This is a genomic window from Nocardia carnea (assembly GCF_029868855.1).
GTDB lineage: Bacteria > Actinomycetota > Actinomycetes > Mycobacteriales > Mycobacteriaceae > Nocardia > Nocardia carnea_A.
Genome location: NZ_JARWOV010000342.1, coordinates 1 through 26,648 on the forward strand (window position 1 = coordinate 1; position 26,648 = coordinate 26,648).

Consider the following 26,648-nt stretch of genomic DNA (forward strand, 5'->3'; position numbering starts at 1 on the left):
AGCACATACAGCCCGCTCGAGGCGTTGTCGGCGACGGTGTCGGCGAAGGAGATGTTCCAGTCGGTGATCCGGCTGTCCACGATCTCCAGCGCGGCCGTGGCCGCGGCGGCCCCCCCCCCGCCCCGGCCGGGCGTGGGGGCGCCCGCCGGGGGCGCCGCGCCGGCGCCCTTGGTCCTATATAGCTAAATTCGGCAGCCGACCGCGTTGGAACCGGAGTGGCCAAACAAAAGCGGCTGAGACCCTCCGTCTGAGCGGAAGAGTCCCAGCCGCGTGCTGCGGTGGTCGGCCGGGGTTACTCCGGGAGTACCCGAGTCGTGAAACCGGCGTCGACAAGCCGGGAATAGGCATCGTGGACCGGCGTCGGCACGTCCTGCTCAACGGCCCAATCGTTCTTGGCGTACACCCAGATTCGCTGCGTATCCCCAACGAGCATGTTGATAACCCGGTCCGCGTCGCCGATGCTCTCGACGTACTCACTCAGTGGCAGCGGGAGCGACGAGCAGACCACGTCGACTTCGGGCCAACGCTTCCGGGCCATGGCGTAGCTACGTCGCTGCTGGTAGGGGCGTGAGATCAGCATGATCGATCCGACCTGATCGAGTAGACCGTGCTCTTCGAGAAGCGTGCGCGTGAAGTCGATGTTGTCGCCGGTGTTCGTGGCCTTGGGCTCCACGAGGATTGCCTCGTCCGGAACGCCGAGTTCAAGCGCGTGGTCGCGGTAGTGCACGGCTTCTCCCCGGGGGAATCGCTCAACGGTCGTCGGGGCGTTGGCGCCGGTGAACACGATGCGGGGAAAGATTCCCGCGTTGTAGAGGTTCGCGGTGTGGGTCGCTACTCCGAGATCGTGACTGCCCAGCCCGATACCGAGGTCGACCGGCCGGACCTCATGGTCCATGTGGTTGAAGTTCCAGAGGGTTTCGACGTCGGCTCGGAGTTCGTCGGGCAGGGTTGCGGTCGGCATCGGAGATGTCCTCTCAGTCCGGAAGTTTGAAGTCGTAGGTCCAGGCGAAGCGGGAGGCCGCGTGCACTCCCCGGGCAAACTCGATCAGCTCGTCGTCGGCGGTGTAGGTCTTGCGAACAAGGACCATGACCGGTTCACCGGAAGGCAACTCGAGCGTTGCTGCCTCGTCGGGTGTCGGCATCCGGGCGGAGATCGTCTCGGACATGTGGTCCGGCTCGAAGCCTTGCAGCGTGAGGACGGCGAATCCGCCACCCTTGCCGGCCGGTCCTGCTGTGGGGTCAACCAGTGGGGTTCCCTCGACGTGCTCCGGGCGGTAATAGCTCGTGAGGCTATGCGTCGGCTTGCCTGCGTCGCGAACGAGTCGACCGCGCTCGTAGATTTGAGCACCTGCAGGCAGACCGAATGCTTCGGCCGTCTCGGTATCGGCTTCGACCAACTGCACGGTGTTCGTCTGGTCGGTCGGCTTCCACGCCCTACCGGATGCCTCTCGGTCAGCTGCGAACGCAACCGTGTTCCCGAACTTCCACTTGCTCTTCGCGTACCGCTCGATCCCGAGTCGACGCATTGGAGGACGGTCCCGAACGACGGTTCCGCGTCGACGAATCGGCGTGACCAGACCTTCAGCATCAAGCAGTCCGATGGCCTGCCGGACCGTCTTGATGTTCACGTCATAGTGAGCCGCGATCTCGTCCTGCTTGGGCAGCGTCGAACCGGGTGGATATTCGCCCGCTTGGATGGCTGCGCGCAGGCTGGCCGCTAGTTCGCGGTATCCAATGGTTCCCATGGGGCCTGTCCCTTCCCGTGTGCTGGTGATCCAGGCCAGAGGGGGAACCATGCAGGCCAGTATGGTCCACAACGCGGAGGGTCTTCGTCCATTGCGGTCCAAATCGAGTACGTCAACGGTCACGTGGACCCCACGACGGCATCCGCCCGGCGCGCCTGCACTCACGGCCTGGTCGGGACCGAGTACTCCGAGTCCGTACCTCAGACAATCCAACTGAACCCTGCGCGGCCGTCCGAGACCGTTGCCGGTTGGGTGATAGATACGTCCCGGTCTGCCCGTGGTGACGTTCCGGTGAGAAGAGGGGGCCGGTAATCAGAGTGACCGAGGAACAGGCGAGATTGCTTCTTCTGGGAGCCGAGGCCTTGCCACACACGGAGCGGTGGTTGCTGTCATGGTTGCTGAAGCAGCCGGAGTGGACGTCGATCGCATTCGAGAAAGCCGCAAACGGATTCGGTATCGACCTTCGGGCGTTCGGTGACATCTGCGCTCGGTGGCGGGAGTGCGGGCTGCTGGCTACCACCCAGAGCGCAGACCACGACGTGCTCCTGCATCGGGCGACCGATTACGCCGCCCTCGTACTGCGCCTGGACCCAGTGCAGTGGGCGGTGAGAGTGCATTCCGATCCGGTAGACCTCGATGCACCGGCATCGCAAGAGGCCGGCCGTTGCGATGGGCCATGTGGTCCGTGACGGCCCGGCGGCGGCCTGAGTGTGAATCCCAGACCGCCGATCGAGCACCGTGATCTGGCGATCTACCCCTTGAGGAGCGCGCGAGACATGACGACTCGCTGAATCTGGTTGGTGCCTTCATAGATCTGGGTGATCTTGGCGTCGCGCATCATCCGCTCCACCGGGAAATCGGTGGTGTAACCGGCACCGCCGAACAGCTGGACCGCGTTGGTGGTGACCTCCATCGCCACGTCCGAGGCGAAGCATTTGGCGGCGGCCGAGATGAAGCCCAGGTTCTTTTCGCCGCGTTCGGCGCGGGCGGCGGAGGTGTAGACCATCAAGCGCGCGGCTTCGATCTTCATCGCCATATCGGCGAGCATGAACTGCGTGTTCTGGAAATCGGCGATCGGTTTGCCGAACTGTTTGCGGTCCTTGGTGTAGGCCAGGGCCGCGTCGAGAGCACCCTGCGCCAGGCCGACGGCCTGCGCGCCGATGGTGGGGCGGGTGTGGTCGAGGGTCTGCAGGGCGGTTTTGAATCCGGTGCCGGGTTCGCCGACGATGCGGTCGCCGGGGATCCGGCAGTTCTCGAAGTACAGTTCGGCGGTCGGGGAACCCTTGATGCCGAGTTTGTGCTCGAGCGGGCCGACCACGAAACCCTCGTCGTCCTTGTGCACCAGGAACGCCGAGATACCGTTGGCGCCCTTGTCCGGGTCGGTCACGGCCATGACCGTGTACCAGGAGGATTTGCCGCCGTTGGTGATCCAGCATTTGGACCCGTTGAGGATCCAGTCGTCGCCTTCCTGCCGGGCGCGGGTGCGCATCCCGGCGGCGTCCGAACCGGCTTCCCGCTCGGACAGGGCGTAGGAGGCCATCTCGCCGTTGACGATATCCGGCAGCACCTTCTGCTTGAGCTCCTCGGAGCCGTTCAGGATCATGCCCATGGTGCCGAGTTTGTTCACGGCCGGGATCAGCGACGAGGAACCACAGACCCGGGCGACTTCCTCGATGACGATGCAGGTCGCCACGGAATCGGCGCCTTGGCCGCCGTAGGCCTCCGGGACGTGAACGGCGTTGAAGCCCGCGGCATTGAGTGCCGCCAGTGCCTCTTCGGGAAAACGCGCATGCTCGTCGACATCCTTGGCGTGCGGCGCGATTTCCTTCTCGCAGAGGGCGCGGATGGCAGACCGCAGCTCGTCGTGGAAATCCTCCAGCTTGAACAGATCGAAATCCGGGTTTCCCGCCATTGGGTTCACTCCTGTTTGCCGGTGCGGTGCCACTCGTCGGCACTCGGTGTCAGATCTTCCGCCACTATACCGCCTGCAAGTCACTACTTATCGGGCAACTTGTGGCACTCAGTGTCAATCGCTGGCCGTCTCCGCCAAACCACCGAGCCGCTGATGCAGCAGTTCGGCGATATGCCGGGCCGGCAGATCACGCCGGAACACCGCGAGCACCAATTCCTCCTCGCCGGCCGCGCGCCGGTCACCACGCGGAATCGTACTCAGCTCGGCCCGCAGATCCGCAGGTCCGGCAGCCGACTCTCCGCGAACCATCCGGCGCAGCAGATAGTTGTGCGTCGCGGTCACCGCGGCCGTGAACTGCACCCGCGCCAGATCCGAGGAATCGGGCAACCGCTCCCGCAGATAGTCGGTGAACAGCCGCTCGTAACGGAATACCGTCACGATCTCGCGATCACGCAGCGCCGGCACCCGGCGCACCACGTGGTAGCGGCGCTCGGCGATATCGCGCCAGCGGGTGAACCGCTCGAAAACCTGCACCGCGGCCTCACACACCGCCTCCCACGGATCGCCCTGCGCCTGCTGCAGAAACTCCTGCGCCGCGACCAACTGGGCTTCGTGATCGGCGAAGATCACGTCTTCTTTGGACCGGAACTGCCGGAAGAAGGTACGCCGCGAGATACCGGCCGCCTCGGCGATCTCGTCGACCGAGGTCGCCTCGTACCCCTGATCCGCGAACAAGCGCAGCGCCTCGTCCACCACACCCAACCGGAATCGGACGAGCTCGGCCCCGCCGGCCCGGCGCACGGTTTCCTCGTTGTCCATAGCGCCACCGTATCGAGCGGCGCAGCCGACCTGTCAGGGTCGCCGGTCACCGGCCAGGCGCACCTGCGCGCCGCTGAACAGAAGATCCGCTACCCGGCGCGGCGCCGAGGGGTCCGGCAGGAGATGCGCGTCCGGGACCAGGGTGCGCAGCTGGTGCAGAAAAACCTCCACCGCGAGCGTCGCCGACTGCTTACCCGGACAGATATGCGCACCGTATCCGAAGGTCAACGGCATCTTCCCGGATCGGCGCAGATCCAGGCAGTCGGGGAAGGCCGCCGGGTCCCGGTTGGCCGCGGCGAACATCACCAGCACCGGTCCCGCCGGTAGTTCGGTCCCGCCGGAGAGAGTGACCGGGTGCAGAACCCGGCGCTTCCACGCGACCAACCCCGGATCGAGGTGCAGGACCTTGGCGGCCACCTGCCCGGCTGTCGCCGGGTCGGCCAGCAGGTCCCACCAGGCTCGCCGAGGATCACCGAGCAGACGCTGGACGCCCTGCTGAACGCTGCCGCTCACCGTATGGACACCGGCCGCCAACGAGTTCGCCACCGCGGATACCGCGACCCGGCGCGGAATCCCGGCATCTCGCAGCCGAGTCGCGAAACCCACGGTCCCGCTGCGGAGCTCGTGATCGACCGCCCGGCCGCTCACCGTGAACAGCCGGCCCAAGGCCGCCACGGCCGCGGCCAGTTCGCGACCGCGCATCCGCCGGCCGAGCAACCCCGACTGGGCACCGCTCCATACCGCGACCTGCGGCCATTCCGCGGCCGGAAGGCCGACCGCCGACCCGGTCACCCGAGTTGCGTAGGCGATCGACAGTGCGGTCACATCGAGTCCGGCCGTACCGGGGGGAAGTTCAGCGAGCGCGGCATGGAAATGCCGCGCCATCTCCGCCGTCCGCGCCGGTCGATCCGCAGCCGGAATCCGGAAATGACCGGCCGGGCCCGCCATGGTGTCCCACACCCGTTTGTGCAGTGATCGATCGGTCAGATCGGCGGTCGCCTTCGCGGGCAGCGGGACCAGATGCCGGAGCAGGGGTGGAATCGCCCGCGCGGTGGTGGCGATCCGTGGATAACCGACCAGCGGTTCCAAGGCATTCGCCGGGGTGATCGCAGGCGTCGCGGCCTCCAGCACCTCCCGGACGTCCTCGTACTTCCAGATCATCCGCAGTCCACTGCTGTGCCGGTAGGACCGCCCCGGCCATTCGTGCAGCCGCCGGTACCGCTCATCCCGCTCGGTGAAGGACAACTCGTTCGCGGTCACCGTCGCGAAAGGAAACTCCGTCACCGTTCTCCACCCGACACGATCCGATACAGCAGTCGGATCGTAAGCGGTCGGCGCGGTAAGCGCTCTCCGGCAGCCGGAAGTCTCAGCCCAGCAGGCGCCGGCGCAGCGCCTCGTCCTTTTCCAGGACCATGCTCTCCAGGCCGGCCTGGAACTGTTCCATCCGGCTGCGCAGCGCCGGATCGTGCGCACCGAGAATGCGCGCGGCGAGCAGACCCGCGTTACGGGCTCCGCCGATGGAGACGGTGGCCACGGGAACCCCGGCGGGCATCTGGACGATCGACAGCAGCGAATCCATACCGTCGAGGTATTTCAGCGGCACCGGAACACCGATGACCGGCAGCGGGGTCGCGGACGCGACCATGCCCGGGAGATGGGCGGCGCCGCCGGCACCCGCGATGAGAACCCGCAAGCCCCGGCCCGCGGCGTCGCGGGCATAGTCGAGCATGCGCTGGGGGGTGCGGTGCGCGGACACCACGCCGACCTCGAACCGGATCCCGAATTCGGCCAGCGCCTCGGCGGCGGCCTCCATGGTGGGCCAGTCCGAATCACTGCCCATGATCAGCCCGACCGCGGGAGAACCCGGGATACTGCCTGCCACCACGTCACTCATGCGGATCCCATCCGTCGGTCCATACCGCGTGCGACATCCAGTGCGCCGCACGTTCGGCTCGTTCGCGCACCGTGGCGACCTCGTCGCCCAGCACGTTCACATGCCCGATCTTGCGGTCCGGGCGTTCGCCCTTGCCGTAGAGGTGCACCTTCGCATCGGGCATCCGGGCGAACAGGTGGTGCAACCGCTCGTCCATCGACATCGCGGGCGCCTCGGGCGCACCGAGAATATTCGCCATCACGGTCACCGGGGCAAGTGGGCTGGTGTCACCGAGCGGATAGTCCAGGACGGCGCGCAGATGCTGTTCGAACTGCCCGGTGCGGGCGCCGTCCATTCCCCAGTGCCCGGAATTGTGTGGGCGCATGGCCAGTTCGTTGATCAGTATCTCGCCGGTCTCGGTCTCGAACAGTTCGACCGCCATCGCCCCGACCACACCGAGATCGCGGGCCAGCCGCAACGCGAGTCCTTCGGCTTCGGCCGCCAGGTCCTCGGACAGATCCGGGGCCGGCGCGATCACCACGGCGCACTGGCCGTGCCGCTGCACCGTCTCCACCACTGGCCAGGTCGCCGCCTGGCCGTACGGCGAGCGGGCCACCATCGCCGACAGTTCCCGTTTCAGCGCGACCCGGACCTCGGCCATCAGTGACACGCCGGCACCGAGCTGCTCGGCGGCGATCTTCGCCGCTTCCTCGGCATCGGCGGGCATCCACACGCCGCGTCCGTCGTATCCGCCGCGGACCGCCTTGAGGACGATGGGCCAGCCGTGTTCGTCACCGAAGCGGATCGCATCGGCCTCGGTCTCGACCACGGTGAACGGCGGAACCGGCAGTCCGCGCGCGGACAGTTCGGTGCGCATGGCCAGTTTGTCCTGGGCGTAGCGCAACGCCTGCGGCGGCGGCAGTACGGCGACTCCCTCGGCCACCAGCGCCTCGAGATGTTCGGTGGGCACGTGTTCGTGGTCGAAGGTAAGCGCGTGCGAACCGGTGGCGGCGCGGCGCAGGGCGTCCAGATCGGTATGGCTGCCCAGGACGACATCGGGGCTGACCTGCGCGGCCGGATCGTCGGGCCGCTCGGCGAGTACCCGGAGCCGCTGCCCCAACGCGATGGCCGCCTGATGCGTCATCCGCGCCAACTGGCCGCCGCCGACCATGGTGACGGTCGGCATCGCCGCGGAATCGAATCTACGAGCGTTCACGTCGGTAAATACTGTCACGTCCTGCGCGAACAGTGGCTAGCGGTATGCTCTGGCCTTGTGTCAATCGTCGACGACGTGGTCCGCGTCCTTCCGCAGCCCCTGCAGGATATTGCGTTCCGGAATCGTGAGCTGATCAAGTTCGCGATCGTCGGTGCCACCACGTTCGTCATCGACAGCGGGATCTTCTATGCCCTGAAGTGGACGGTTCTGGAGGAGAAGCCGGTTACGGCCAAGATCATCGCCGGCGTTATCGCGGTGATCGCCTCCTACATCCTGAACCGGGAATGGTCGTTCAAGAACCGCGGCGGCCGGGAACGCCATCACGAGGCGCTGCTGTTCTTCGCGGTCAGCGGCGTGGGAGTCGTACTCAGCATGCTCCCGCTCTACATCTCCCGCTACGCCTTCCAGCTGCACCAGCCCACGGTCAGCTTCATGGTGGAGAACATCGCCGACTTCATCAGCGCCTACATCATCGGCAACCTGCTGCAGATGGCGTTCCGGTTCTGGGCGATGCGACGCTGGGTGTTCCCGGACGAGGTCGATCAGATGCTGGAAGATCTCGAGGAATACGTCGAAGAGGAACACCACCGGCGACCGCTCGGCCGCTGAGCCTTCGGCTTCGCCGCGCCGGTCCGATCTCCGGTATTCGCCCCATATCCGCGGGCATCCTCAGCGGGGTTCGCCGACGCGCCTGCCCTCCATCCGCGCCGCCAGCGGTTTACCGAGGAACACCGCGAACAGCGCGGGGCGGCGACGCTGCAACTCCAGCCGTCCCCCGTCGGCTTCGATCAATGCCCGCGCCAGCGCCAGCCCCACGCCCGTGGACCCGGCGCCGGAGAATCCGCGATCGAAGATATGCGGCGCCAGTTCGTCGCTGACCCCGTCTCCCTCGTCGGCCACCTGCACACACACCAGCGGGTCGCGATCCCGGCCCGGCCGGACGGTGCGCACCGATACCGTGCAGGTCCCGCCGCCGTGCATCAACGCGTTGTCGACCAGAACCGTCACCGACTCCCGCAACCGCGAACCGGTGATCGGGGCACGCAGCGATTCGTCGCCCGTCAGCGACAACGTGCGCCCCGCCTCCCGGAACGGATGGGTCCACTCGGCGACGATCCCGCGTAGTTCGTCCATCACCGGAACCGGGTCACGATCGGTGGCGTCCTCGTCCCGGGACGCCCGAACCAGATCGTCGATGGCCTCGGTCAGCCGGTCGACCTGCGCCATGGCCTCCTCGGCCTCGTGCACCACCGCCGGATCGGAATGCGCGGACAGTTCGTCGAGCCGCAACCGCACCGCGGTCAGACGACTCCGCAATTGATGCGACACATCGGCCACCAGCGCATGCTCGCGCTGCAACCGGCCGGCGATCTCGACGGTGGCCGCATCCAGCACATCGGAGACCCGGTCCAGTTCCGCGATACCGTGCCGGCGCGGGTCCGCACGGAAATCGCCCATGGTGAGCCGGGCGGCACGGGCGGCCACGTCGCGGATCGGGTCGGCGACCCGCCGCGCCGTGACTATGGCGACAGTGATCGCCGCGCCGAGCGACAGCGCAACGGCCAACCCCACCCCGGCCACCGCCTGCCGCTGCCGGGCCTTCATCGGCGTGGCAGGCACTTCGAGTCGCAGTGACCCTTCGGTGCCCATCGACAGCGATTCCACCAAAGGATCGTCGACGGCAACCGCGCCGATCTCCACCTTCGCCGCGTTGTCCTCCGGAGACGGGTACACGATCGTCAGGCGGCCGCCCTCCGGGACGAGCGGCTGTACGGTGCGCAGGTCCAAACCACCCCGCACCACACCGGTGCCGCGTTCCTGACCGATGACCTCGGTGGAGATCTGTTCCAGCCGGCCGCGCAGATCGTTGCGGGTGATGTCCTCGACCCACAGCCAGGCGGTATAGGTGAGCGGAATCCCGAGCACCACCGTGGTCAGCATCAGCACGGTCAGCATCGACCGCAGGATCCGGCGCCGCACGTCAGTCGGTGTTCAACCGGAAGCCGACGCCGCGCACGGTGACGATCCGCCGTTCCGCCATCGGGCCCTCGTCCCCGATCTTGCGCCGCAACCAGGACATATGCATATCCAGGGTTTTGGAACCCCGTAGCTCGGCGTCCCCCCATACCTCGCGCAGGATGGTTTCCCGCGACACCACCTGGCCGGCCCGGTCGATCAGGACCTTGAGCAGCTCGTACTCCTTGTTCGCCAGCCCGACTTCCACCCCGTTGACCAGCACCCGCCGAGCCGCCGGTTCCAGGCGGATCCCGCCGACCTCCACCGTGTCGTCGCCGATCCCGCTACGCCGCAGCAGGGCCCGCACCCGGGCGAGCAGTTCGGCCAGGCGGAACGGTTTACCGACGTAATCGTCGGCGCCGGCATCGAGACCGACCACGAAATCCACCTCGTCGGTACGGGCGGTGAGCATCAGCACCGCCATTTCGGCGCCGCGAGCGCGTACCTGCCGGCAAACCTCCAGACCGTCCATTCCCGGTAGTCCGAGGTCGAGAATCAGCAGGTCATGATGTCCTTCCAGCGCCCGGTCCAGCACCGCGGGACCGAAACTCTCCACGGTCACCGAATATCCTTCGCGGCCCAGCGCCCGCGACAATGGCGCGGCAATGGCCTCGTCGTCTTCGCCCAGCAGTACGGCGGTCATGCGATCAAGGTTACGGTCCGCCGATCTTGCGACGGCGTTCTCAGTAGCCGCCGTGCCGCGGCGCGGCCTCGAAAACCTGGTGGTACAGCAGTGCGTGCACCTGTTCCACATTCGGTATATCGGAATATTCCAGCGGTTCCTCCGAGGACGAACCGATGATCAACTCGCCGGTCCCGAACATCCGGTCCACCAGACCGTGCCGGAACTGAACACTGGAGATACGGCTCATCGGGATATCGAGACCGCTGTGGGTGAGCACACCCTCGCGCACCAGCACACGGCGGTCGGTGACGATGAAATGTGTCGATTTCCAGTCCAGGATCGGCGCCACACTTCGCCAGGCCAGCACCACCAGCCAGATCACCAGGATCAGCAGCAACAGCACCGAGCGCATCGTCTCCTCGGTGGTGCGCCACACCAGGCCACCCAGGAAACCGGCCAGCGCGGTACCGGCGATGAGCGTGGTGACGGGCCACAACAGCATCTTCCAATGGGGGTGGGTGTGCAGGATCAGCTCCTCGTCGGGCGCCAGTGCATCCTCCGGATAACCCATGACCGCACATTACCGCCGAAATCCCGGGCCGCCCCCGGCGACGCGGGTTTCGAGGCACTCGGCATTCAGTTCGGGCGCAGGTGGGTGATATCTCCGGCGGAGACTGCCTCCTCGCCGATCAGCAAACGGCCCGAAGCGTCGATATCGCGGGCGATTCCGGTGAGCAGGCCGCCGCCCGGCAGTTCCGCGCGAACCGGGGTACCGAGCGTCGCGCAGCGTTCCCGATAGGCGTCGGCGAGATCGCCGGTATCCCAGCCCACGTCACGCCAGGCGGTGTAGCGGTTCGCGAATTCCGTCAGCAGCGCCAGGACCAGGGCCGTACGGTCCGGATCGGGCACATCGCAGAGAGTGAGCGAGGTCGCGTGCGGGACGGGCAGTTCGTCGGCACCGAGGCTCACATTGAGACCGACCCCCATCACCACGGCCGGTCGCGGGCCCCCGGCAGCAGCCTCGGTGAGAATGCCGGCGATTTTGCGTCCTTCGATCAGGACATCGTTGGGCCATTTCAGCGCCGCGGGCACACCGGTCGCCGAGCGCAGCGCGTCGACCACCGCGGTACCGGTGAGCAGCGGCAGCCAGCCGAGCAGTTCGGGGTCGAGCCCATCGGTCCGGACGAGCAGCGAGAGCGAGATCTGTGCCCGCGGCGGACTGGTCCAGGGCCGGGCGAGCCGGCCGCGACCCTGCTCCTGGGCCTCGGCGACCAGCACGACCCGATCCACTTCCGGATCCTGTGCCCGCGCAAGCAGATCCGCGTTGGTGGAACCGGTCGATTCGACCACGTCTATCCCGGTGAAGAACTTCAGTTCCGGGGTTTCGGTGAGCGCGTGCCGCAAACGTTCGAGATCCAACGGAGGCCTGTCCACCAGGGGCAGGGTACTGGGTCTACTTGTGCGTCGGCGCGTGCGGGCTCGGGGCACAATTAATCCTCCACACCACAGGCTGTGCCATGGCAACATCTCCGGCGCGGCCGGGGGTGCTGACCTGGTTTCGGGGTGGCCCCGCCCTGCGCTTTCCGGGTCGACCATCCGCGGAGGGGCGGGCTGTAATTTCGGAGCCGCTCCGCGGCTCGCGGGTGGGGCCCTATTAACCCGGTTCTTCACTCCCGCCGGTCAGTCGCTGCGCTCCCTCCCTCTGGTCGCTCCAGAACCGGGCGGGCCCCACCCGCGGGTGTGAACAGAGCGGGGGAGTTTATCCGGCGAGGTCGAAGCCTTCGGCGGATGACGGGCGCCGGATCGCTTCGGGTTCGGTTTCTTCGGGTTCGGATTCGGTTTCGGGAACCTGTTCGGTGAACGTCGGTTCCGGCTCGGTCACTCGCCGCGTGAACGCCACGGCTTCGGGGTACTGTCCGGTACGAGTTGTCCAGTGCCACATAGCGGTCCACCTCCCCTCTCGGCTCGAAAATCGGCCTGCTGCAAGGGTATTGCTTCGGGTAGGCGCCAGGAAAGGGATTTAATTTTCGCCGGCTCCGTGGGCGTGCCGGAAGCACCGGCACAGACCGCTCACGCGCGGCCGGCCATCGTGTGTCGTCACCACTGTTCACGGTGATTTGCGGTACACATAACGATCAGCGGCGACCGACCCACCTGGGGTTTTCGGCACCGCGCTCTACTCGCGAGTAGCGAGATGTGGGTTAACAGCACGGTACGGCTCTGGTTACACTCCGAGCCATGACGAGTGTCCAGCAGCAGCCCACGCCGGATTCGGCAGGTGCGCCCGATATCCACACCACCGCCGGCAAACTGGCTGACCTGCGGAACCGGCTGGAAGAGGCCCAGCATCCGATGGGTGAAGCCGCGGTCGACAAGGTGCACGCCAAGGGCAAGCTGACCGCGCGGGAACGTATCCTCGCCCTGGTCGACGAGGGTTCCTTCGTCGAACTCGATGCCCTGGCCCGGCACCGCAGCGTCAATTTCGGTCTCGACAAGCAGCGCCCGCTCGGCGACGGCGTCGTGACCGGTTACGGCACCATCGACGGCCGCGAGGTATGCCTGTTCAGCCAGGACTCCACGGTGTTCGGCGGCAGCCTCGGCGAGGTGTACGGCGAGAAGATCGTGAAGGTCATGGACCTGGCGATCAAGACCGGCCGCCCGCTGATCGGCATCAACGACGGTGCCGGCGCCCGGATCCAGGAGGGCGTCGTCTCGCTCGGTCTCTACGGCGAGATCTTCCACCGCAATATCCAGGCCTCCGGCGTGATCCCGCAGATCTCGCTGATCCTGGGTGCCGCCGCGGGTGGGCACGTGTACTCCCCCGCGCTCACCGACTTCGTCGTCATGGTCGATCAGACCAGCCAGATGTTCATCACCGGGCCGGACGTCATCAAGACCGTCACCGGTGAAGAGGTCACCATGGAGGAGTTGGGCGGCGCCCACACCCATATGGCCAAGTCGGGAACGGCGCACTATGTGGCCTCCGGTGAACAGGACGCCCTGGACTACGTCAAGGATCTGCTGTCCTACCTGCCCAGCAACAACCGCGCCGAAGCACCGCGCTTCCCGGCTTCGGACCCGATCACCGGCGCGATCGAGGATTCGCTCACCGAAGAGGATCTCGAACTCGACACCCTGATCCCGGATTCGCCGAACCAGCCCTATGACATGCACGAGGTCATCCGGCGGCTGCTCGACGACGACGAATTCCTCGAGATCCAGGCCGAGCGGGCCATGAACATCATCGTGGGCTTCGGCCGGATCGACGGCCGCAGCGTCGGCATCGTCGCCAACCAGCCCACCCAGTTCGCCGGCTGCCTCGATATCGACGCCTCGGAGAAGGCCGCCCGCTTCGTGCGCACCTGCGACGCCTTCAACGTCCCGATCATCACCCTGGTCGATGTGCCCGGCTTCCTGCCCGGCACCGACCAGGAATACAACGGCATCATCCGGCGCGGCGCCAAGCTGCTCTACGCCTACGGCGAGGCCACTGTGGGCAAAATCACGATCATCACCCGCAAGGCCTACGGCGGCGCCTACGACGTCATGGGGTCCAAGCATATGGGCGCCGATGTGAACCTCGCCTGGCCCACCGCCCAGATCGCGGTGATGGGTGCCTCCGGTGCGGTCGGATTCGTTTATCGCAAACGGCTCGCCGAGGCCGCCAAAGAGGGCGCTGACGTGGACAAACTGCGGCTGGAACTGCAGAACGAGTACGAGGACACGCTGGTCAATCCCTACGTCGCCGCCGAACGCGGTTACGTCGACGCCGTGATCCCGCCGTCGCATACGCGCGGCCAGATCGTGTCCGCCCTGCGGCTGCTCGAGCGCAAGATGGTGACCCTTCCGCCGAAGAAACACGGCAACATCCCGCTGTGATCCAGCGATACGCTCAATAAGCCGCACACTGATCTCGGAAACAAGATCGGTGGAAGGTGATCGGGCCGAACTACGCGCGCCCGATCGAGGCAAGAGAGAGGATCTGGCACTGTGACGATTGTGGCAGAAGAAGAAGTATTGGCCGCAGCCGAACTGGACCTCGCCACCGGGGATCTGGCGGTCGATACCGCTAGCGCTGCCGATGCGAGCCCTGCCGCCGAGACGATCGATGGCCGGCAGCCGTTCCTCGTCATCGAAAAGGGTGCGCCCAGCGACGCCGATATCGCCGCACTGGTCTGTGTGTTCACCGCTGCCGCCGCCGCGGCCGCGGCTCCCGCCGACAACGGGCCACAGGATCTGTGGGGCCGGCCGACCCTGCTGCACCGCGGTAGCTCGCCGTTCTCGCCGTATTCCTACCCGCAGCTGTCGCACCTGCGTTTCTGATTCCTAACACAGGAGAATGCCGGACGTGACCCGCCTGGTTCTCGCCTCCGCGTCCCCGGCCCGCCGATCGGTACTGCGTGCCGCCGGTATCGAGCCGATCGTCCGGGTCTCGGATGTGGACGAGGACGCCGTAGCGGCCGCGCTACCCGCCGATACCGGCCCCCGCGACATCGTCGTGGAACTGGCCCGGGCCAAGGCACGCGCGGTGGCCGCCACCCTCGCCGCGGACATGTCCGGGCCGGACGAGGATCTCGTCGTCGTGGGTTGCGATTCGATGCTGCTGATCGGCGATGAGCTGCAAGGCAAACCGCATACGGCAGAGGTGGCCCAGGCGCGCTGGCAGGCCATGGCCGGAAACAACGCCGATCTGCTCACCGGGCACTGCGTACTGCGCCTCCGTTCCGGCGCGGTCACCGCCGAAGCCCTCGACTGCAGCGCGACCACCGTGCACTTCGGCAAACCGGACCCGGCCGAACTGGATGCCTACATCGCCACCGGCGAACCGCTCCAGGTGGCCGGCGCGTTCACCCTCGACGGCCTGGGCGGCTGGTTCGTCGACCGGATCGACGGCGACCCGTCCAGCGTGGTCGGTATCGGGCTACCACTGCTGCGCCGACTGCTGCAGGAAGTGGGCGTCGGTATCGACCGGTTGTGGGCCGACGGCCGGGCCTGAACCCCCACCGCCGCGCACCACTCGCCCGCCCTGCTGTCGCGCGGCGGGCGTGAGCGGACCGGACGAGGACGGCAGAACGCCGGCGCCCGGCGCGGCCGAAGCCGGGGGAAGCTGACTCGCCGGCCGTACCGTCTGCCCCGCCACCCGCGACATCCGCGCCGCTTGACCGGCGGCCGCGTCGATCCGAGCCGGTTCGGCCGAACCGCGCGACGGCGCGGAAACCGGGGACTGCCCCGGGCCGGTGGCCGGGTCCGACGGCTCGACTCGCCGCAATCGCACTTCACAGATCTCGTCGGCCACGAACGGAACCAGCTCCGCCTCCACTGTGCCCGACGCGCCCGATTTCTCCAGCAGCTCCGCGAGCAGACCGCGGTGCACCCCGCACACCACACCGGTATGGGTGCGTGCCAGATCGCGCAGCGGGCAGGCCGTGAGGCGGACCACCGCGGCGTCCTCGGCATCACGACCCGCGCTCTCGCGTTCCGGGGCGAACCCCAGCTCCGACATGAGCGAAACGGTCCGGTCCTTCGCGTCCTGTACCGATTCGATCGGTTCGTCGGACGTCTCGAGTTTGCCGCCCCAGGCCCGGCCCGCGGCCATCCCGGCCGCCGCCTGCCGGTCGGGATCGGGGCCGAGCTGATCGGCGAGCGCCTGGGCCAGATCCTGGTACCCGATGCTGCGCTGAACCGCGCGGTAGCCGATCCGCGGGCGGCCGCGCCCGCGTGGCGGCTGCTGGAACTGCCGTACCAGCGACTCACGGGTGAGAATGTCCAGGTGGAAACGCACCGTGGTGACATGCTGACCGGTGATCTGCGCCAATTGCTGGGCGTCGAGGGGTTCGCTCGCGCTGCGGAGGATCGCGAGCAGGCGCCGCCGCGGCCAAGAATCAGACATAGCTCACCCCTCCTTCGGGGAGACTTTATCGGAGCCGTATGCGACTAATTCGCCCATTGCACCGACTTTGTGCTCTGCAACAAGTTCACGTCAAGTCACACTTACTATCCACAGTGCGGCTCGAACCTGTCGTCAGCACTGCCCGCCTCCTGTGAAGGATCCTTGAACGTGCCCGTCGCCCCGGACCCATATCCCGCCTTCGGCTCGTACGCTTGCCCACACCGTTTGGTAACCACGCAATGGTTGTCGGCAAACCTCGGCACCCCCGGTCTCAAGATCATCGAATGTAATGCCGACGTCCTCCTGTACGGCATCGGCCATGTTCCGGGCGCAGGCAAGCTCGACTGGCGTAGCGATCTCGACGACCCCGTGACCCGTGACTATATCGACGGTGAACGATTCACCGAACTCATGTGCTCCCAGGGCATCGAACACGACGACACCATCGTGCTGTACGGAAATGACGGTAACTCGCACGCCGCACACGCGCTGTGGGTTTTGACCATGTTCGGTCACTCCGATGTCCGTCTGCTCGACGGCGGCCGCGATGCCTGGATCGCCGAGGGCCGCGATACCGTCTTCGAAACCCCCGAGCCCACCCGCAGCCACTACCCCCGGGTCCATCGCGACGACAAAACCGTGCGCGCGTTCCGGGAGGACGTGCTGGAACAGCTCGGCACCGCACTCGTCGACGTCCGCTCGCCGCAGGAATTCGCCGGCTTCTCCGGCGACCCCGGCCCCGGCGGCGCCCTGCGCGGCGGACATATCCCGACCGCGGTCAACATCCCCTGGACCAGCGCCCTGGGTCCCGACGGCCGCTTCCGGCCACGGGCCGAACTCGACGCCGTCTACGGCCATCTCACCACCGCCGATCCCCTCACCGTCTACAGCGGAGTCGGTGAACGCTCCAGCCATACCTGGTTCGTGCTGAAATACCTCCTCGGCTGCGACCCGGTCCGCAACTACGACGGGTCCTGGACCGAATGGGGCAACTCGGTCCGCATGCCCATCGCCACCGGCAGTGCGTAGAACCTCGCGCGCCGGCGGCGCGCCATAGACACTGTGATCTATCCCCCTACTACTCAGTAGGGCTATCCGAGTTCCGGCATTGTTGGCAGACTGCCTACACTCGCCCGGAGACGTACACGTCGACCCGGGCGCGGAGCCCGCGTAGCGGATCCGAACCCACGGAAGCGGAGCCCACGAAGCGATCCGACCCTTTTACGGACCGGAGGACCCCGATCCGCGGGAGCGGAGCCGAGGCGCGGCCCATCCCGCACAGCGACCACAGAGATTGCAACAGGAGGCTCAGTGCCCAGCCATGCCAGCGCGCGGATCACGAAGGTACTCGTAGCTAACCGAGGCGAGATTGCCGTGCGCGTTATCCGGGCGGCCAAGGACGCCGGTCTCGGCAGTGTCGCGGTTTACGCAGAACCCGATGCCGACGCGCCCTTCGTCAAGCTCGCCGACGAAGCGTTCGCCCTGGGCGGGCAGACCTCGGCCGAGTCGTATCTGGTCTTCGACAAGATTCTCGATGCCGCGGCCAAGTCCGGTGCGGATGCCATCCACCCCGGTTACGGCTTCCTCTCCGAGAACGCCGACTTCGCCCAGGCCGTGATCGACGCCGGGCTGATCTGGATCGGGCCTTCCCCGCAATCCATCCGCGACCTCGGTGACAAGGTCACCGCCCGCCATATCGCCGAGCGCGCGAACGCGCCGATGGCCGCGGGCACCAAGGATCCGGTCAAGGACGCGACCGAGGTCGTGGAGTTCGCGAAGAAGTACGGCGTACCGGTCGCTATCAAGGCAGCCTTCGGCGGTGGCGGTCGCGGTATGAAGGTTGCGCACACCATCGAGGAAATCCCCGAACTGTTCGAATCGGCCACCCGTGAGGCCGTCGCCGCGTTCGGTCGCGGGGAATGCTTCGTCGAGCAGTACCTGGACAAGGCCCGCCACGTCGAGGCCCAGGTCCTGGCCGACAAGCACGGCAATGTGATCGTCGCCGGTACCCGCGACTGCTCGCTGCAGCGCCGCTTCCAGAAGCTGGTCGAGGAGGCCCCGGCCCCGTTCCTCACCGACGAGGTGCGCGCCGAGATCCACGCCTCCGCCAAGCGGATCTGCAAGGAAGCCGGCTACTACGGCGCCGGCACCGTGGAATACCTCGTCCAGGGCGATACCGTGTCGTTCCTCGAGGTCAACACCCGCCTGCAGGTCGAGCACCCGGTCACCGAGGAGACCTCCGGTCTGGACCTGGTGCGCCAGCAGTTCCGGATCGCCAACGGCGAGAAGCTGGAGATCACCGAAGATCCCACCCCCCGTGGACATTCGTTCGAGTTCCGGATCAACGGCGAGGACGCGGGTCGCGGCTTCCTGCCCGCTCCCGGCCCCGTCACCGCGTACTCCGAGCCGACCGGCCCGGGTGTGCGAGTGGATTCCGGTGTGGTCGCGGGCAGCGTGATCGGCGGCCAGTTCGACTCCATGCTCGCCAAGCTCATCGTCACCGGCGAGAACCGGACCCAGGCGCTGGAGCGGGCGCGGCGCGCGCTGGCCGAATTCCATGTGGAGGGCCTGGCCACCGTGATCCCGTTCCACCGGGCGATCGTGGAGGACCCGGCGTTCGTCGGCAACGGCGAATCGTTCGACGTCTACACCAAGTGGATCGAAACCGAGTGGAAGAACACCGTCGAACCGTTCACCGGCGGCGCCCCCGCCGAGTCGGACGACGAACCGCGGCAGAAGGTCGTGGTCGAGGTCGGCGGCCGCCGCGTCGAGGTCTCGCTGCCCGGTCAGTTCTCGATCGGTTCGGGCGCCCCGGCAGCAGCCGGTGCGGTGCGCAAGAAGCCGAAGCCGCGTAAGCGGGGCGGCGCGGGCGGCGGCGCCGCCTCCGGTGACGCGGTCACCGCGCCCATGCAGGGCACCGTCGTCAAGGTCGCCGTCGAGGAAGGTCAGTCGGTGGAAGCCGGCGATCTGATCGTGGTGCTCGAGGCCATGAAGATGGAGAACCCGGTCAACGCGCACAAGGCCGGCGTGGTCACCGGCCTGACTGTGGCGGCCGGTGCCGCGATCACCCAGGGCACGGTGCTCGCCGAAATCAAATAGGCCGGCGTGGTCGACCACCCCGAGGGGCGGTCCGCGGGTTCATCGCGAACAGACATGCGACGGCATGCCGACAGCCGGGCCAACACTGGATGCACAGTGTCGCGGAGCGGGTGCGTGGTCACTATCACGCACCCGCTCCGGCGTATGGTGACCTGGTGAGCGCAGCACAACCGACGGTCGCGGAGGTGATCCGCGGCCGTTTCGCATCCTCGAGCCGGTCCGACGGCCATCGGCTGGTGCTCGTGGTCGAGGGCGGCGGCAGCCGCGGGGTGTACTCCAGCGGGATGGTGCACGCGCTGGAGGATCTAGGACTCGCGCGGATATTCGATGCCGTCTACGGCACCTCGGCGGGCGCCATCAACGCGGCCTGGCTGCTGTGCGGACGAGCCGGCCGCGGGGTGAAGGCCTGGACCGACGCCGCGATCATGCGCCGGGCGATCGATCCGGCACGGATGCTGCGCGGCCGGCCCGCCTTCGATCTGAACTATCTGGTGCACAAGGTCTACGACGGCCTGCATCCGATGGACTTTCCGGCGATCCTGGCGAACGAAACCACCTTCCATCCCATCGCCACCGATATCCAGACCGGTCTGCCGGTGGATCTGCACCCCTACATCGTGGACAAGACAACGTTGCAGACGGCGCTGCGCGCATCGTCGGGTCTGCCGCTGCTGGCAGGCCCTCCGGTCGCCCTGGCCGGCCGCAGATACTTCGACGGCGGGCTCTCGGAAACGGTTCCGGTGCGTAGTGCCCTGAAAAACGGGGCCACCCACGCGTTGATTCTGCGAACCCGGCGTGCCGACGAACGCCGCCCACCCCCACCGCGGCTGCACGACCTCGTCGGCGGCACCTATATGCGGTTCACCGCGCCCGGCGCCTACCGGGCCTGGAAACAACGCCCCGGCCAGCAGGCGCTCGAAGACGGGGTCATCGCGGGTATGGGCGATGCGGCGCATCAGATCCATCCGCCCGCCGATGCTCCGGATATCAGCAGTGTCGAAACCGACCCGGGAATGCTCGCCCGCGGGATGGATATCGGCCGCCGCGCCGTCGCCGACTTCTTCGCTGCGCTGAGCCCCATCGCCGCCGAGCCCAGCTGACGGCCACCGTATCCGGTGAGCAGGGTCCGGCCGGACGACGTGAACGGACCAAGGGGTCCACGGTCCGGGACATCTGCGGTCAGTCGAAGCGGATGCCCTGTGCCAGTGGGAGGTCGCTCGAATAGTTGATCGTGTTGGTGGCCCGGCGCATATAGGCCTTCCACGCGTCCGATCCGGATTCGCGGCCGCCTCCGGTGTGTTTCTCACCGCCGAAGGCGCCACCGATTTCCGCGCCGGAGGTGCCGATATTGACATTGGCGATACCGCAGTCCGACCCGTCCGCGGCCAGGAAGCGTTCGGCCTCGCGCTGATCGGTGGTGAATATCGCCGACGACAGCCCCTGCGGGACACCGTTGTGCAGCGCCAGGGCGGTATCGAGCTCGTCGTAGGTGAGCACGTACAGGATCGGGGCGAAGGTCTCCTCGCGCACGATCTCGGTCTGGTCCGGCATCCGGACGATCGCCGGATGCGCGTAGCGGGCCGCGGGCCCGACCCCGTCCACCGTGATTTCGTGCCCACCGCAGACCAGTTCGCCGCCGTCGCCGCGGGCCAGGTCGAGTGCGTCGCGCATCCGCTCCCAGGCTTCGGGGCCGCTGAGCGGGCCCACCTGGACACCGGGGTCCAGTGGATTGCCGATACGCAACTGCCGATAGGCGCCGGCCAACCGGTTCACGAGTTCGTCCGCGATATCGGTGTGCACGATCAGCCGGCGCAAGGTCGTACAGCGCTGACCCGCGGTACCGACCGCCGCGAAAACGATGGCGCGTACCGCCAGGTCCAGATCGGCCGAGGGGGTGACGACGGCCGCGTTGTTACCGCCCAACTCCAGCAGGCAGCGGCCGAACCGGGCGGCCACCCGGGGCCCCACCTGCCTGCCCATCGCCACCGATCCCGTCGCACTGACCAGGGCGACCCGTTCGTCGTCGACCAGCTGTGCCCCGGCCGCACCGGTGCCCAGTACGAGCTGATGGATTCGCGGATCGGCCGCCGCGGCGTGGGCGGCTCGGCGTAACAGGGCATGACAGGCCAGTGCCGTCAGCGGCGTCCGGTCCGACGGTTTCCACACCACGGTGTCGCCACAAACCAGCGCGACCGCAGTATTCCATGCCCAGACTGCTACGGGGAAGTTGAACGCCGAGATCACGCCGACCACACCCAGCGGATGCCAGGTCTCCATCAGCCGGTGGCCGGGCCGTTCCGAGGCCATCGTGTAGCCGTAGAGCTGCCGGGACAACCCCACCGCGAATTCGCAGATATCGATCATTTCCTGGACCTCGCCCCGCGCCTCGGCCGGGATCTTCCCAACCTCGAGAGTGACCAGCTCGGCGAGTTCGTCCTGGTGCCGCCGCAGCAGAACGGCCAATTCCCGGATCACCGCAGCGCGCTGTGGCGCCGGGACGGTACGCCAGTCGCGGAATGCCGCGGCGGCGTCCGCGATCGCGGCGTCGATCTCGGCGGGGGTGCTGGGTCGCAGCCCGATGAGCACTTCGCCGGTGATCGGGCTGCGTACCGCCATTTCACCGGTGGGGGGAGGTTCGATGCCCATAGCGTTCAGCAGGGCGGGCACCCGGTGGGCAAGCCGGACGGTTCGGGTCTCGCTGTCGATCTCGGTCATCGCGAACTCCTCGGGTTCGGCCGGACGAAATACGCTGTGCGAATGGCACGGCCGGAGAATGAACGTTCACAACTCCAGTTCCGGCGGTGTGTCCGCTACGTTAGCCTTCGCTGATGGCGGAAACACCGGCAAAACCGACCCTGGATGAGATCGATCGCCTGCTGATCCGGGAACTGATGGCCGACGGCCGGGCGACACTGTCCAATCTGGCCGACAAGGCGAGCCTTTCGGTATCCGCCGTGCAGTCGCGAGTACGCAGACTCGAGGCGCGCGGTGTGATCCGTGGCTACACGGCCAACGTGGATCCCGAGGCGCTGGGGCAGTTGCTGTCGGCATTCGTCGCGATCACTCCTCTCGATCCGTCGCAACCCGATGACGCGCCCGCGCTGCTACAGCATGTGCCGGGTATCGAGGCCTGTCATTCGGTGGCCGGCGAAGAGAGCTACATGCTGTTGGTCCGGGTCGCCTCCCCGCGGCATCTGGAACAGTTGCTGCAGCAGATCCGGGCGACGGCCAATGTCCGCACTCGAAGCACCATCATCCTGCAGACATTCTACGAAAAGTAGTTGATAACGTAACAAATCCTTCTCGTTATGGTTCTGTCAGGAAAATTTCCCGACATATCGATACGGGCTCCCGTACCGTCGGGACTGTGACCATCGAACTGGAACGATCCGGCGCCGGCGGTGACACCGACCGCATCCCCGCGACCCGCGTCCACGAGACGCTGTCGGCGAATATGCTCGCCGACGGATTCGATCTGGTACTCGACCTACCCGCTTCCTACGGCCGCCACCTGGTGGACGCGCGCGACGGCACCGACTACCTCGATATGTTCGGGTTCTTCGCCTCCAGCGCGCTCGGGATGAATCATCCGGCGCTGGCCGGGGATGCCGCCTTCCGGAACGAACTCACCACGGCCGCGGTGAACAAGCCCAGCAACTCCGATATCTACACCGTCGAGATGGCCCGGTTCGTGGACACCTTCGTCCGGGTACTCGGCGACCCCCGGCTACCGCATTTGTTCTTCATCGACGGTGGTGCGCTCGCGGTGGAGAACGCACTCAAAACCGCGTTCGACTGGAAGAGCCGGCACAACGAACTACACGGCCGCACAGCACTACCCGGCCGGGAGACCGGTGTCCTGCACCTGACCGGCGCCTTCCACGGTCGCAGCGGATACACGCTTTCGCTCACCAATACCGACCCGGTGAAGACCGAACGTTTCCCCGTCTTCGACTGGCCGCGGATCGAAACACCGTGGCTCGGCGGATACGACGATATCGACCGCGCCGAACAGCAGGCGCTGGAACAGGCCGCGCGGGCCTTCGCCGACCGGCCGAACGGAATCGCCTGTTTCCTGGCCGAACCCATCCAGGGCGAGGGTGGCGACCGCCATATGCGGCCGCAGTTCCTGCAGGAGATGCAGCGGTTGTGCCACGTCAACGATGCACTGTTCGTCCTCGACGAGGTGCAAACCGGTGTCGGCGCAACCGGAACCGCCTGGGCCTACCAGCAATTCGAGCTACAACCCGATGTGGTCGCGTTCGGGAAGAAAACCCAGGTATGCGGCATCATGGCCGGCGGCCGGGTGGACGAGGTGAGCGATAATGTCTTCACCGTCGCATCCCGGCTCAACTCCACTTGGGGCGGCAACCTCGCCGATATGGTCCGCGCCCGCCGGATACTCGAGGTCATCGAACGCGACGGTCTTATCGAACACGCAGCGGCACTCGGCGAACATCTCCAGGCGCTGCTCCGGGACCTCGCTCAGCGGTATCCGGTGGTCACCGATCCTCGTGGCCGGGGCCTGATGTGCGCGATAACCCTGCCCGATACCGGTTTCCGCGACGCGGTGCTCACCGCACTGCGCGATCGCGAACACGTCCTGATGGTCGGGACCGGATCGCGCGGAATCCGCTTCCGGCCACCGTTGACCGTCGAGCCCGCGGAATTGGAAGCGGCGGTCGCCGCACTGGACCGGGTGCTGCGCGACCCGGCCTGACCGGTAGAACCGGCGGATGCCGGACGGGCGCTGTGAACGGTGATCTCGGCGATCAACTCGCCGGGCCATGGACCGGCTCGGGCCGCAATCCGAGCGCGCCCTCCACGAACCGATGCACCGCACCCAGCCCGGCCTCCAGAGCGGCACCGTGGCCAGGCCTGGACCAGCCCGATACGCGCGCGGTACCAGCCGATTCCGGTACCACCACGATCTCCGCGACCAATTCCGCCGTGACCGGATCGCATACGGCCCAGGAAAAACTCGACTCGTCCGCCCATTGGGCACTCCGCTTCGACACGTATTCCGGATCCGATATCCCGCCCTCCAGCAGCGCGGGCCGATCATCGATTCGTTCGTCCGCCCGCAGCGCACGCAGATACCACGCTCCGGCATTGATCTCGATCGCCTCCATCCGGCAACCCTGACACAGGGGCCGCTGCGCAAGACGCAAGCACAGCCATCCCGGACGTGGCCGCAGCGGTACCGGGTCCGCCGAGGCACATCGGGAGCGCATACCGCATCCGAGCCCTGCGCTCCCGGTGCTACCGGTCACGCTGTGCGAGGTGGCCGGTCGCCGTTAGGGTCGGAGTACAGTCCGGGCGCTGTACGATCCCGGACCACCGCGCCCGCCGCGACCCGTGGCGCGACGGTGACAGGAAGGATGAGCATGGCTGGGCAGCGACTGGGCCCCTACCGGCTCGAGCGGCTGCTCGGGCAGGGTGGTATGGGTCAGGTGTGGCTGGCGCACGCCGACCCCGCGGGCGGGCGGCCGGGGCGAAAGGTCGCGCTGAAATTGCTGCCCGCCGAACTCGCGGCGGATCCGACCTACCGGAGCCGGTTCGAGCGGGAAGCCGAACTCGCCGCCCGCCTGCACGACCGGCATCTCGTTTCGATCCACGCGCACGGTGAGTTGGACGGCCGGCTGTTCATCGAGATGGAGTACGTCGAGGGTGAGGATCTGTCCCGGATCCTGCACCGGGGGCCGCTGCCGCCGGAGCGGGCCGTCGATATCGTCACGCAGACAGCGGCGGCGCTGGACGCCGCGCACCGGGCCGGTTTGGTGCACCGTGATGTGAAACCGTCCAATATCGTCATCCGGCACGACGGCGTGGTGTACCTGATCGATTTCGGGATCGCACACGGTGCCGGCAGTACGGCGCTGACCGCATCGGGTCTGGCGGTGGGCACCTGGGCGTATATGGCGCCGGAACGGTTCACCGGCGATACCGACGCCCGGGCCGATATCTATTCGCTGGGCTGTGTGCTGTTCGAATGCCTCGCCGGTATCCGGCCGTTCGGCGATACCGATCCGGCGCGGCAGATGCACGACCATCTCACCACCGCCCCGCCCAGTGTGCGGGCGCTGGTACCGGGTATCTCCGACCGGTTGGACGCGGTGATCGCCCGCGCGCTCGCCAAGGAACCCGGTGCCCGCTTCGCATCGGCCGGTGAATTCGCGCGGGCCGCCGAATCCGCGCTGGCCCTCCCGGGCCCTCCGGCGGGGCCTGGGCCCGCTGAACACCCCGGCATCCATCGCTACGAGCTCGACGCGGGTCCCGCGAGCACGCGCCGCTACGAATCACCGGAGTGGCCGGCCACCCGCCGCTACGAGACCCCGGCGCCGGCGCCCACCGGCGTCCACCCTGACCGACCCGACCCACATCCGAGCACCCGCAGCTATGAACCCGGCGTAGGTCCGGTGGGCACGCGCCGATACGAGGCGGCCGCGCCGCCCCCCGGTACCCGCCCCTACACCGGTCTCGCCGCGCACGGGACAGCCGGAGCCGGTCATCCTCCGACCCGGGCATACACCCGGTTGGAGACCGGCCACGTTGCCGGCGGCCCACCGCACGGCGGCGAAATGGCGTATGCCGGGGTCCGGCCGGGCGCGCCGGCCCGACCGGCGCCCCGCTCCCCTGCACCGCCCACCCGGCGTACGCCCCGGGCCCGCCCGGCCGCCCGGCCGCGGCGACGGAAAAGCCGGCTGCGCAGGCTGATGCTGTGGTTGATCGTGCTCGTGGTGGTACCGCTGGTACTGATCGGCGGATGTATGGCGGCCTTGATGAAGGGCGCGGGATCCATCGAGTTCTTCTCCGGCGACGACCGGCCCACCGCCTCCGCAGGTACCGCGGTCCGCGACGGCAGCTTCGAGTTCGTCGTACGGAATGTGGAGTCGGATGTGCCCACGCTCGGATTCGACCGCGCCCAGGGCATGTTCGTGGTGGTGAGTTTCACGGTCCGCAATATCGCGCCCGAGCCCAAGACATATACCCCGCTGGGTCAAGAACTGCACGATACGGCCGGTGGCAAGTTCGGCCCGGACGTGACGGCCACCGCCCAGCGCGCCGCCACCGCCGCCGCGCCGCGCACGCTGCAACCGGGTGAATCACTGGGAACGCATCTGGTGTACGAGGTGCCGGCCGGGTCGGTGCCGGCGAGTATGACGTTCCGCGATTTCCCGTTCTCCCTCGGTACTTCGGTCGCACTGAGCTGACGGCTGCCGAGAGCCGGGCGAGTCCGGAACTACGGCAGGCGCTCGGCCCGCGCATCGCGGTGATGCACTGTCCGGCGCCGCATCGATACGCCGCGATGATCGGTCGCGGTATCCGGTACCGCCACCAGCGCGACCGGCATCCCGAGCGACATGAGTCACCGCCGTCGTGCCGACCGGACCGGCCGCGGACCCGTTCGAGCAGGTCCGGCACCTGTTCGCCGCCGTGCTCCCGGCAGCCG

25 protein-coding genes and 1 pseudogene are annotated in these 26,648 nt (G+C 67.4%); 10 read left to right on the forward strand and 16 right to left on the reverse strand.

What is annotated here, in order from left to right:
* The 8 genes and pseudogenes from QH195_RS34430 to QH195_RS34465 all read right to left on the reverse strand — a co-directional run.
* A pseudogene (locus tag QH195_RS34430) lies at positions 1-101 on the reverse strand (2-keto-4-pentenoate hydratase); the annotation flags it as partial.
* Between the two features lie 191 nt (positions 102-292).
* Complete coding sequence (locus tag QH195_RS34435) at positions 293-961, reverse strand: YdcF family protein (RefSeq protein WP_280438470.1); 669 nt, start codon at positions 959-961, stop codon at positions 293-295.
* 13 nt (positions 962-974) lie between these two features.
* Positions 975-1,745 carry a GntR family transcriptional regulator gene (locus QH195_RS34440; RefSeq protein WP_280438471.1) on the reverse strand — a complete coding sequence of 257 codons (771 nt, stop codon included), beginning with the start codon at positions 1,743-1,745 and terminating at the stop codon, positions 975-977.
* 751 nt (positions 1,746-2,496) lie between these two features.
* Complete coding sequence (locus tag QH195_RS34445) at positions 2,497-3,657, reverse strand: acyl-CoA dehydrogenase (protein WP_280438472.1); 1,161 nt, start codon at positions 3,655-3,657, stop codon at positions 2,497-2,499.
* 114 nt (positions 3,658-3,771) lie between these two features.
* Positions 3,772-4,476, reverse strand: a complete 705-nt coding sequence (locus tag QH195_RS34450) for a TetR family transcriptional regulator (protein ID WP_280426914.1) — start codon at positions 4,474-4,476, stop codon at positions 3,772-3,774.
* A gap of 33 nt (positions 4,477-4,509) precedes the next feature.
* The gene (locus tag QH195_RS34455) at positions 4,510-5,760 is read right to left on the reverse strand and encodes a hypothetical protein (RefSeq protein ID WP_280438473.1); all 1,251 of its coding nucleotides are present in this window, start codon (positions 5,758-5,760) and stop codon (positions 4,510-4,512) included.
* Between the two features lie 82 nt (positions 5,761-5,842).
* Positions 5,843-6,316, reverse strand: a complete 474-nt coding sequence (gene purE / locus QH195_RS34460) for a 5-(carboxyamino)imidazole ribonucleotide mutase (protein WP_432278281.1) — start codon at positions 6,314-6,316, stop codon at positions 5,843-5,845.
* Positions 6,317-6,362: 46 nt separating this feature from the next.
* Positions 6,363-7,565 carry a 5-(carboxyamino)imidazole ribonucleotide synthase gene (locus QH195_RS34465; protein WP_280426917.1) on the reverse strand — a complete coding sequence of 401 codons (1,203 nt, stop codon included), beginning with the start codon at positions 7,563-7,565 and terminating at the stop codon, positions 6,363-6,365.
* 57 nt (positions 7,566-7,622) lie between these two features.
* Here QH195_RS34465 and QH195_RS34470 point away from each other — a divergent pair, with 57 nt between their 5' ends.
* Entirely contained in the window at positions 7,623-8,174 is a 552-nt protein-coding gene (locus QH195_RS34470; protein WP_280426918.1) for a GtrA family protein, read from the forward strand.
* Positions 8,175-8,234: 60 nt separating this feature from the next.
* Here the strand turns inward: QH195_RS34470 and QH195_RS34475 are convergent, their stop codons facing one another.
* From QH195_RS34475 to QH195_RS34495, 5 genes are all read right to left on the reverse strand, one after another.
* A complete protein-coding gene (locus tag QH195_RS34475) occupies positions 8,235-9,545 on the reverse strand; it encodes a sensor histidine kinase (RefSeq protein WP_280438475.1) in 1,311 nt (436 codons plus the stop codon).
* A gap of 1 nt (position 9,546) precedes the next feature.
* Positions 9,547-10,224 carry a response regulator transcription factor gene (locus QH195_RS34480; RefSeq protein WP_068041400.1) on the reverse strand — a complete coding sequence of 226 codons (678 nt, stop codon included), beginning with the start codon at positions 10,222-10,224 and terminating at the stop codon, positions 9,547-9,549.
* A 40-nt stretch (positions 10,225-10,264) separates the two neighbouring features.
* Entirely contained in the window at positions 10,265-10,777 is a 513-nt protein-coding gene (locus QH195_RS34485) for a PH domain-containing protein (RefSeq protein WP_280438476.1), read from the reverse strand.
* A gap of 65 nt (positions 10,778-10,842) precedes the next feature.
* Positions 10,843-11,640: a biotin--[acetyl-CoA-carboxylase] ligase gene (locus tag QH195_RS34490; protein ID WP_280438477.1), complete on the reverse strand. Its 798-nt coding sequence runs from the start codon at positions 11,638-11,640 to the stop codon at positions 10,843-10,845.
* 325 nt (positions 11,641-11,965) lie between these two features.
* On the reverse strand, positions 11,966-12,148 hold the full coding sequence (locus QH195_RS34495; RefSeq protein WP_280426922.1) for a hypothetical protein: 183 nt from the start codon (positions 12,146-12,148) through the stop codon (positions 11,966-11,968).
* A 296-nt stretch (positions 12,149-12,444) separates the two neighbouring features.
* Here QH195_RS34495 and QH195_RS34500 point away from each other — a divergent pair, with 296 nt between their 5' ends.
* The 3 genes from QH195_RS34500 (at position 12,445) to QH195_RS34510 (ending at position 15,202) form a co-directional block, all read left to right on the forward strand.
* Positions 12,445-14,085 carry an acyl-CoA carboxylase subunit beta gene (locus tag QH195_RS34500; protein ID WP_280438478.1) on the forward strand — a complete coding sequence of 547 codons (1,641 nt, stop codon included), beginning with the start codon at positions 12,445-12,447 and terminating at the stop codon, positions 14,083-14,085.
* 111 nt (positions 14,086-14,196) lie between these two features.
* Positions 14,197-14,529 carry an acyl-CoA carboxylase subunit epsilon gene (locus QH195_RS34505; protein WP_280426924.1) on the forward strand — a complete coding sequence of 111 codons (333 nt, stop codon included), beginning with the start codon at positions 14,197-14,199 and terminating at the stop codon, positions 14,527-14,529.
* Between the two features lie 25 nt (positions 14,530-14,554).
* The gene (locus QH195_RS34510; protein WP_280426925.1) at positions 14,555-15,202 is read left to right on the forward strand and encodes a Maf family protein; all 648 of its coding nucleotides are present in this window, start codon (positions 14,555-14,557) and stop codon (positions 15,200-15,202) included.
* On the opposite strand, the gene QH195_RS34515 is transcribed toward QH195_RS34510, so the two are convergent.
* Positions 15,128-16,096, reverse strand: a complete 969-nt coding sequence (locus tag QH195_RS34515; RefSeq protein WP_280438479.1) for a helix-turn-helix transcriptional regulator — start codon at positions 16,094-16,096, stop codon at positions 15,128-15,130. The genes QH195_RS34510 and QH195_RS34515 overlap by 75 nt on opposite strands.
* A gap of 168 nt (positions 16,097-16,264) precedes the next feature.
* Between QH195_RS34515 and QH195_RS34520 the strand changes: the two genes are divergently transcribed.
* The 3 genes from QH195_RS34520 (at position 16,265) to QH195_RS34530 (ending at position 20,295) form a co-directional block, all read left to right on the forward strand.
* Entirely contained in the window at positions 16,265-17,125 is an 861-nt protein-coding gene (locus QH195_RS34520; protein ID WP_280423241.1) for a sulfurtransferase, read from the forward strand.
* 282 nt (positions 17,126-17,407) lie between these two features.
* On the forward strand, positions 17,408-19,195 hold the full coding sequence (locus QH195_RS34525; protein ID WP_280438480.1) for an acetyl/propionyl/methylcrotonyl-CoA carboxylase subunit alpha: 1,788 nt from the start codon (positions 17,408-17,410) through the stop codon (positions 19,193-19,195).
* A 155-nt stretch (positions 19,196-19,350) separates the two neighbouring features.
* Positions 19,351-20,295 carry a patatin-like phospholipase family protein gene (locus QH195_RS34530; protein WP_280420623.1) on the forward strand — a complete coding sequence of 315 codons (945 nt, stop codon included), beginning with the start codon at positions 19,351-19,353 and terminating at the stop codon, positions 20,293-20,295.
* Between the two features lie 79 nt (positions 20,296-20,374).
* Here QH195_RS34530 and amaB read toward each other — a convergent pair whose 3' ends face one another.
* Positions 20,375-21,841, reverse strand: coding sequence for an L-piperidine-6-carboxylate dehydrogenase (gene amaB, locus QH195_RS34535; RefSeq protein ID WP_280438486.1), 1,467 nt, complete (start codon positions 21,839-21,841; stop codon positions 20,375-20,377).
* Between the two features lie 182 nt (positions 21,842-22,023).
* Here amaB and QH195_RS34540 point away from each other — a divergent pair, with 182 nt between their 5' ends.
* Positions 22,024-22,476, forward strand: a complete 453-nt coding sequence (locus QH195_RS34540; protein WP_280420624.1) for an Lrp/AsnC family transcriptional regulator — start codon at positions 22,024-22,026, stop codon at positions 22,474-22,476.
* Between the two features lie 86 nt (positions 22,477-22,562).
* The gene (lat, locus tag QH195_RS34545; protein WP_280420625.1) at positions 22,563-23,915 is read left to right on the forward strand and encodes an L-lysine 6-transaminase; all 1,353 of its coding nucleotides are present in this window, start codon (positions 22,563-22,565) and stop codon (positions 23,913-23,915) included.
* Positions 23,916-23,967: 52 nt separating this feature from the next.
* On the opposite strand, the gene QH195_RS34550 is transcribed toward lat, so the two are convergent.
* Positions 23,968-24,327 (reverse strand): hypothetical protein, encoded by a 360-nt coding sequence (locus tag QH195_RS34550; protein ID WP_280420626.1) that lies wholly within the window; start codon positions 24,325-24,327, stop codon positions 23,968-23,970.
* A gap of 255 nt (positions 24,328-24,582) precedes the next feature.
* Here QH195_RS34550 and QH195_RS34555 point away from each other — a divergent pair, with 255 nt between their 5' ends.
* Complete coding sequence (locus tag QH195_RS34555) at positions 24,583-26,409, forward strand: serine/threonine-protein kinase (RefSeq protein ID WP_280438481.1); 1,827 nt, start codon at positions 24,583-24,585, stop codon at positions 26,407-26,409.
* Positions 26,410-26,648: the final 239 nt, after the last annotated feature.

Excerpts from the sequence above, each read along its gene's own strand:
- QH195_RS34485 (WP_280438476.1), bottom strand. The coding sequence starts at position 10,777 with ATGGGTTATCCGGAGGATGCACTGGCGCCCGACGAGGAGCTGATCCTG.
- QH195_RS34500 (WP_280438478.1), top strand. The coding sequence starts at position 12,445 with ATGACGAGTGTCCAGCAGCAGCCCACGCCGGATTCGGCAGGTGCGCCC.
- QH195_RS34515 (WP_280438479.1), bottom strand. The coding sequence starts at position 16,096 with ATGTCTGATTCTTGGCCGCGGCGGCGCCTGCTCGCGATCCTCCGCAGC.
- QH195_RS34550 (WP_280420626.1), bottom strand. The coding sequence starts at position 24,327 with ATGGAGGCGATCGAGATCAATGCCGGAGCGTGGTATCTGCGTGCGCTG.
- purE (WP_432278281.1), bottom strand. The coding sequence starts at position 6,316 with ATGGGCAGTGATTCGGACTGGCCCACCATGGAGGCCGCCGCCGAGGCG.
- QH195_RS34445 (WP_280438472.1), bottom strand. The coding sequence starts at position 3,657 with ATGGCGGGAAACCCGGATTTCGATCTGTTCAAGCTGGAGGATTTCCAC.
- QH195_RS34435 (WP_280438470.1), bottom strand. The coding sequence starts at position 961 with ATGCCGACCGCAACCCTGCCCGACGAACTCCGAGCCGACGTCGAAACC.
- QH195_RS34555 (WP_280438481.1), top strand. The coding sequence starts at position 24,583 with ATGGCTGGGCAGCGACTGGGCCCCTACCGGCTCGAGCGGCTGCTCGGG.
- QH195_RS34540 (WP_280420624.1), top strand. The coding sequence starts at position 22,024 with ATGGCGGAAACACCGGCAAAACCGACCCTGGATGAGATCGATCGCCTG.
- QH195_RS34480 (WP_068041400.1), bottom strand. The coding sequence starts at position 10,224 with ATGACCGCCGTACTGCTGGGCGAAGACGACGAGGCCATTGCCGCGCCA.
- QH195_RS34440 (WP_280438471.1), bottom strand. The coding sequence starts at position 1,745 with ATGGGAACCATTGGATACCGCGAACTAGCGGCCAGCCTGCGCGCAGCC.
- QH195_RS34495 (WP_280426922.1), bottom strand. The coding sequence starts at position 12,148 with ATGTGGCACTGGACAACTCGTACCGGACAGTACCCCGAAGCCGTGGCG.
- QH195_RS34450 (WP_280426914.1), bottom strand. The coding sequence starts at position 4,476 with ATGGACAACGAGGAAACCGTGCGCCGGGCCGGCGGGGCCGAGCTCGTC.
- amaB (WP_280438486.1), bottom strand. The coding sequence starts at position 21,841 with ATGGGCATCGAACCTCCCCCCACCGGTGAAATGGCGGTACGCAGCCCG.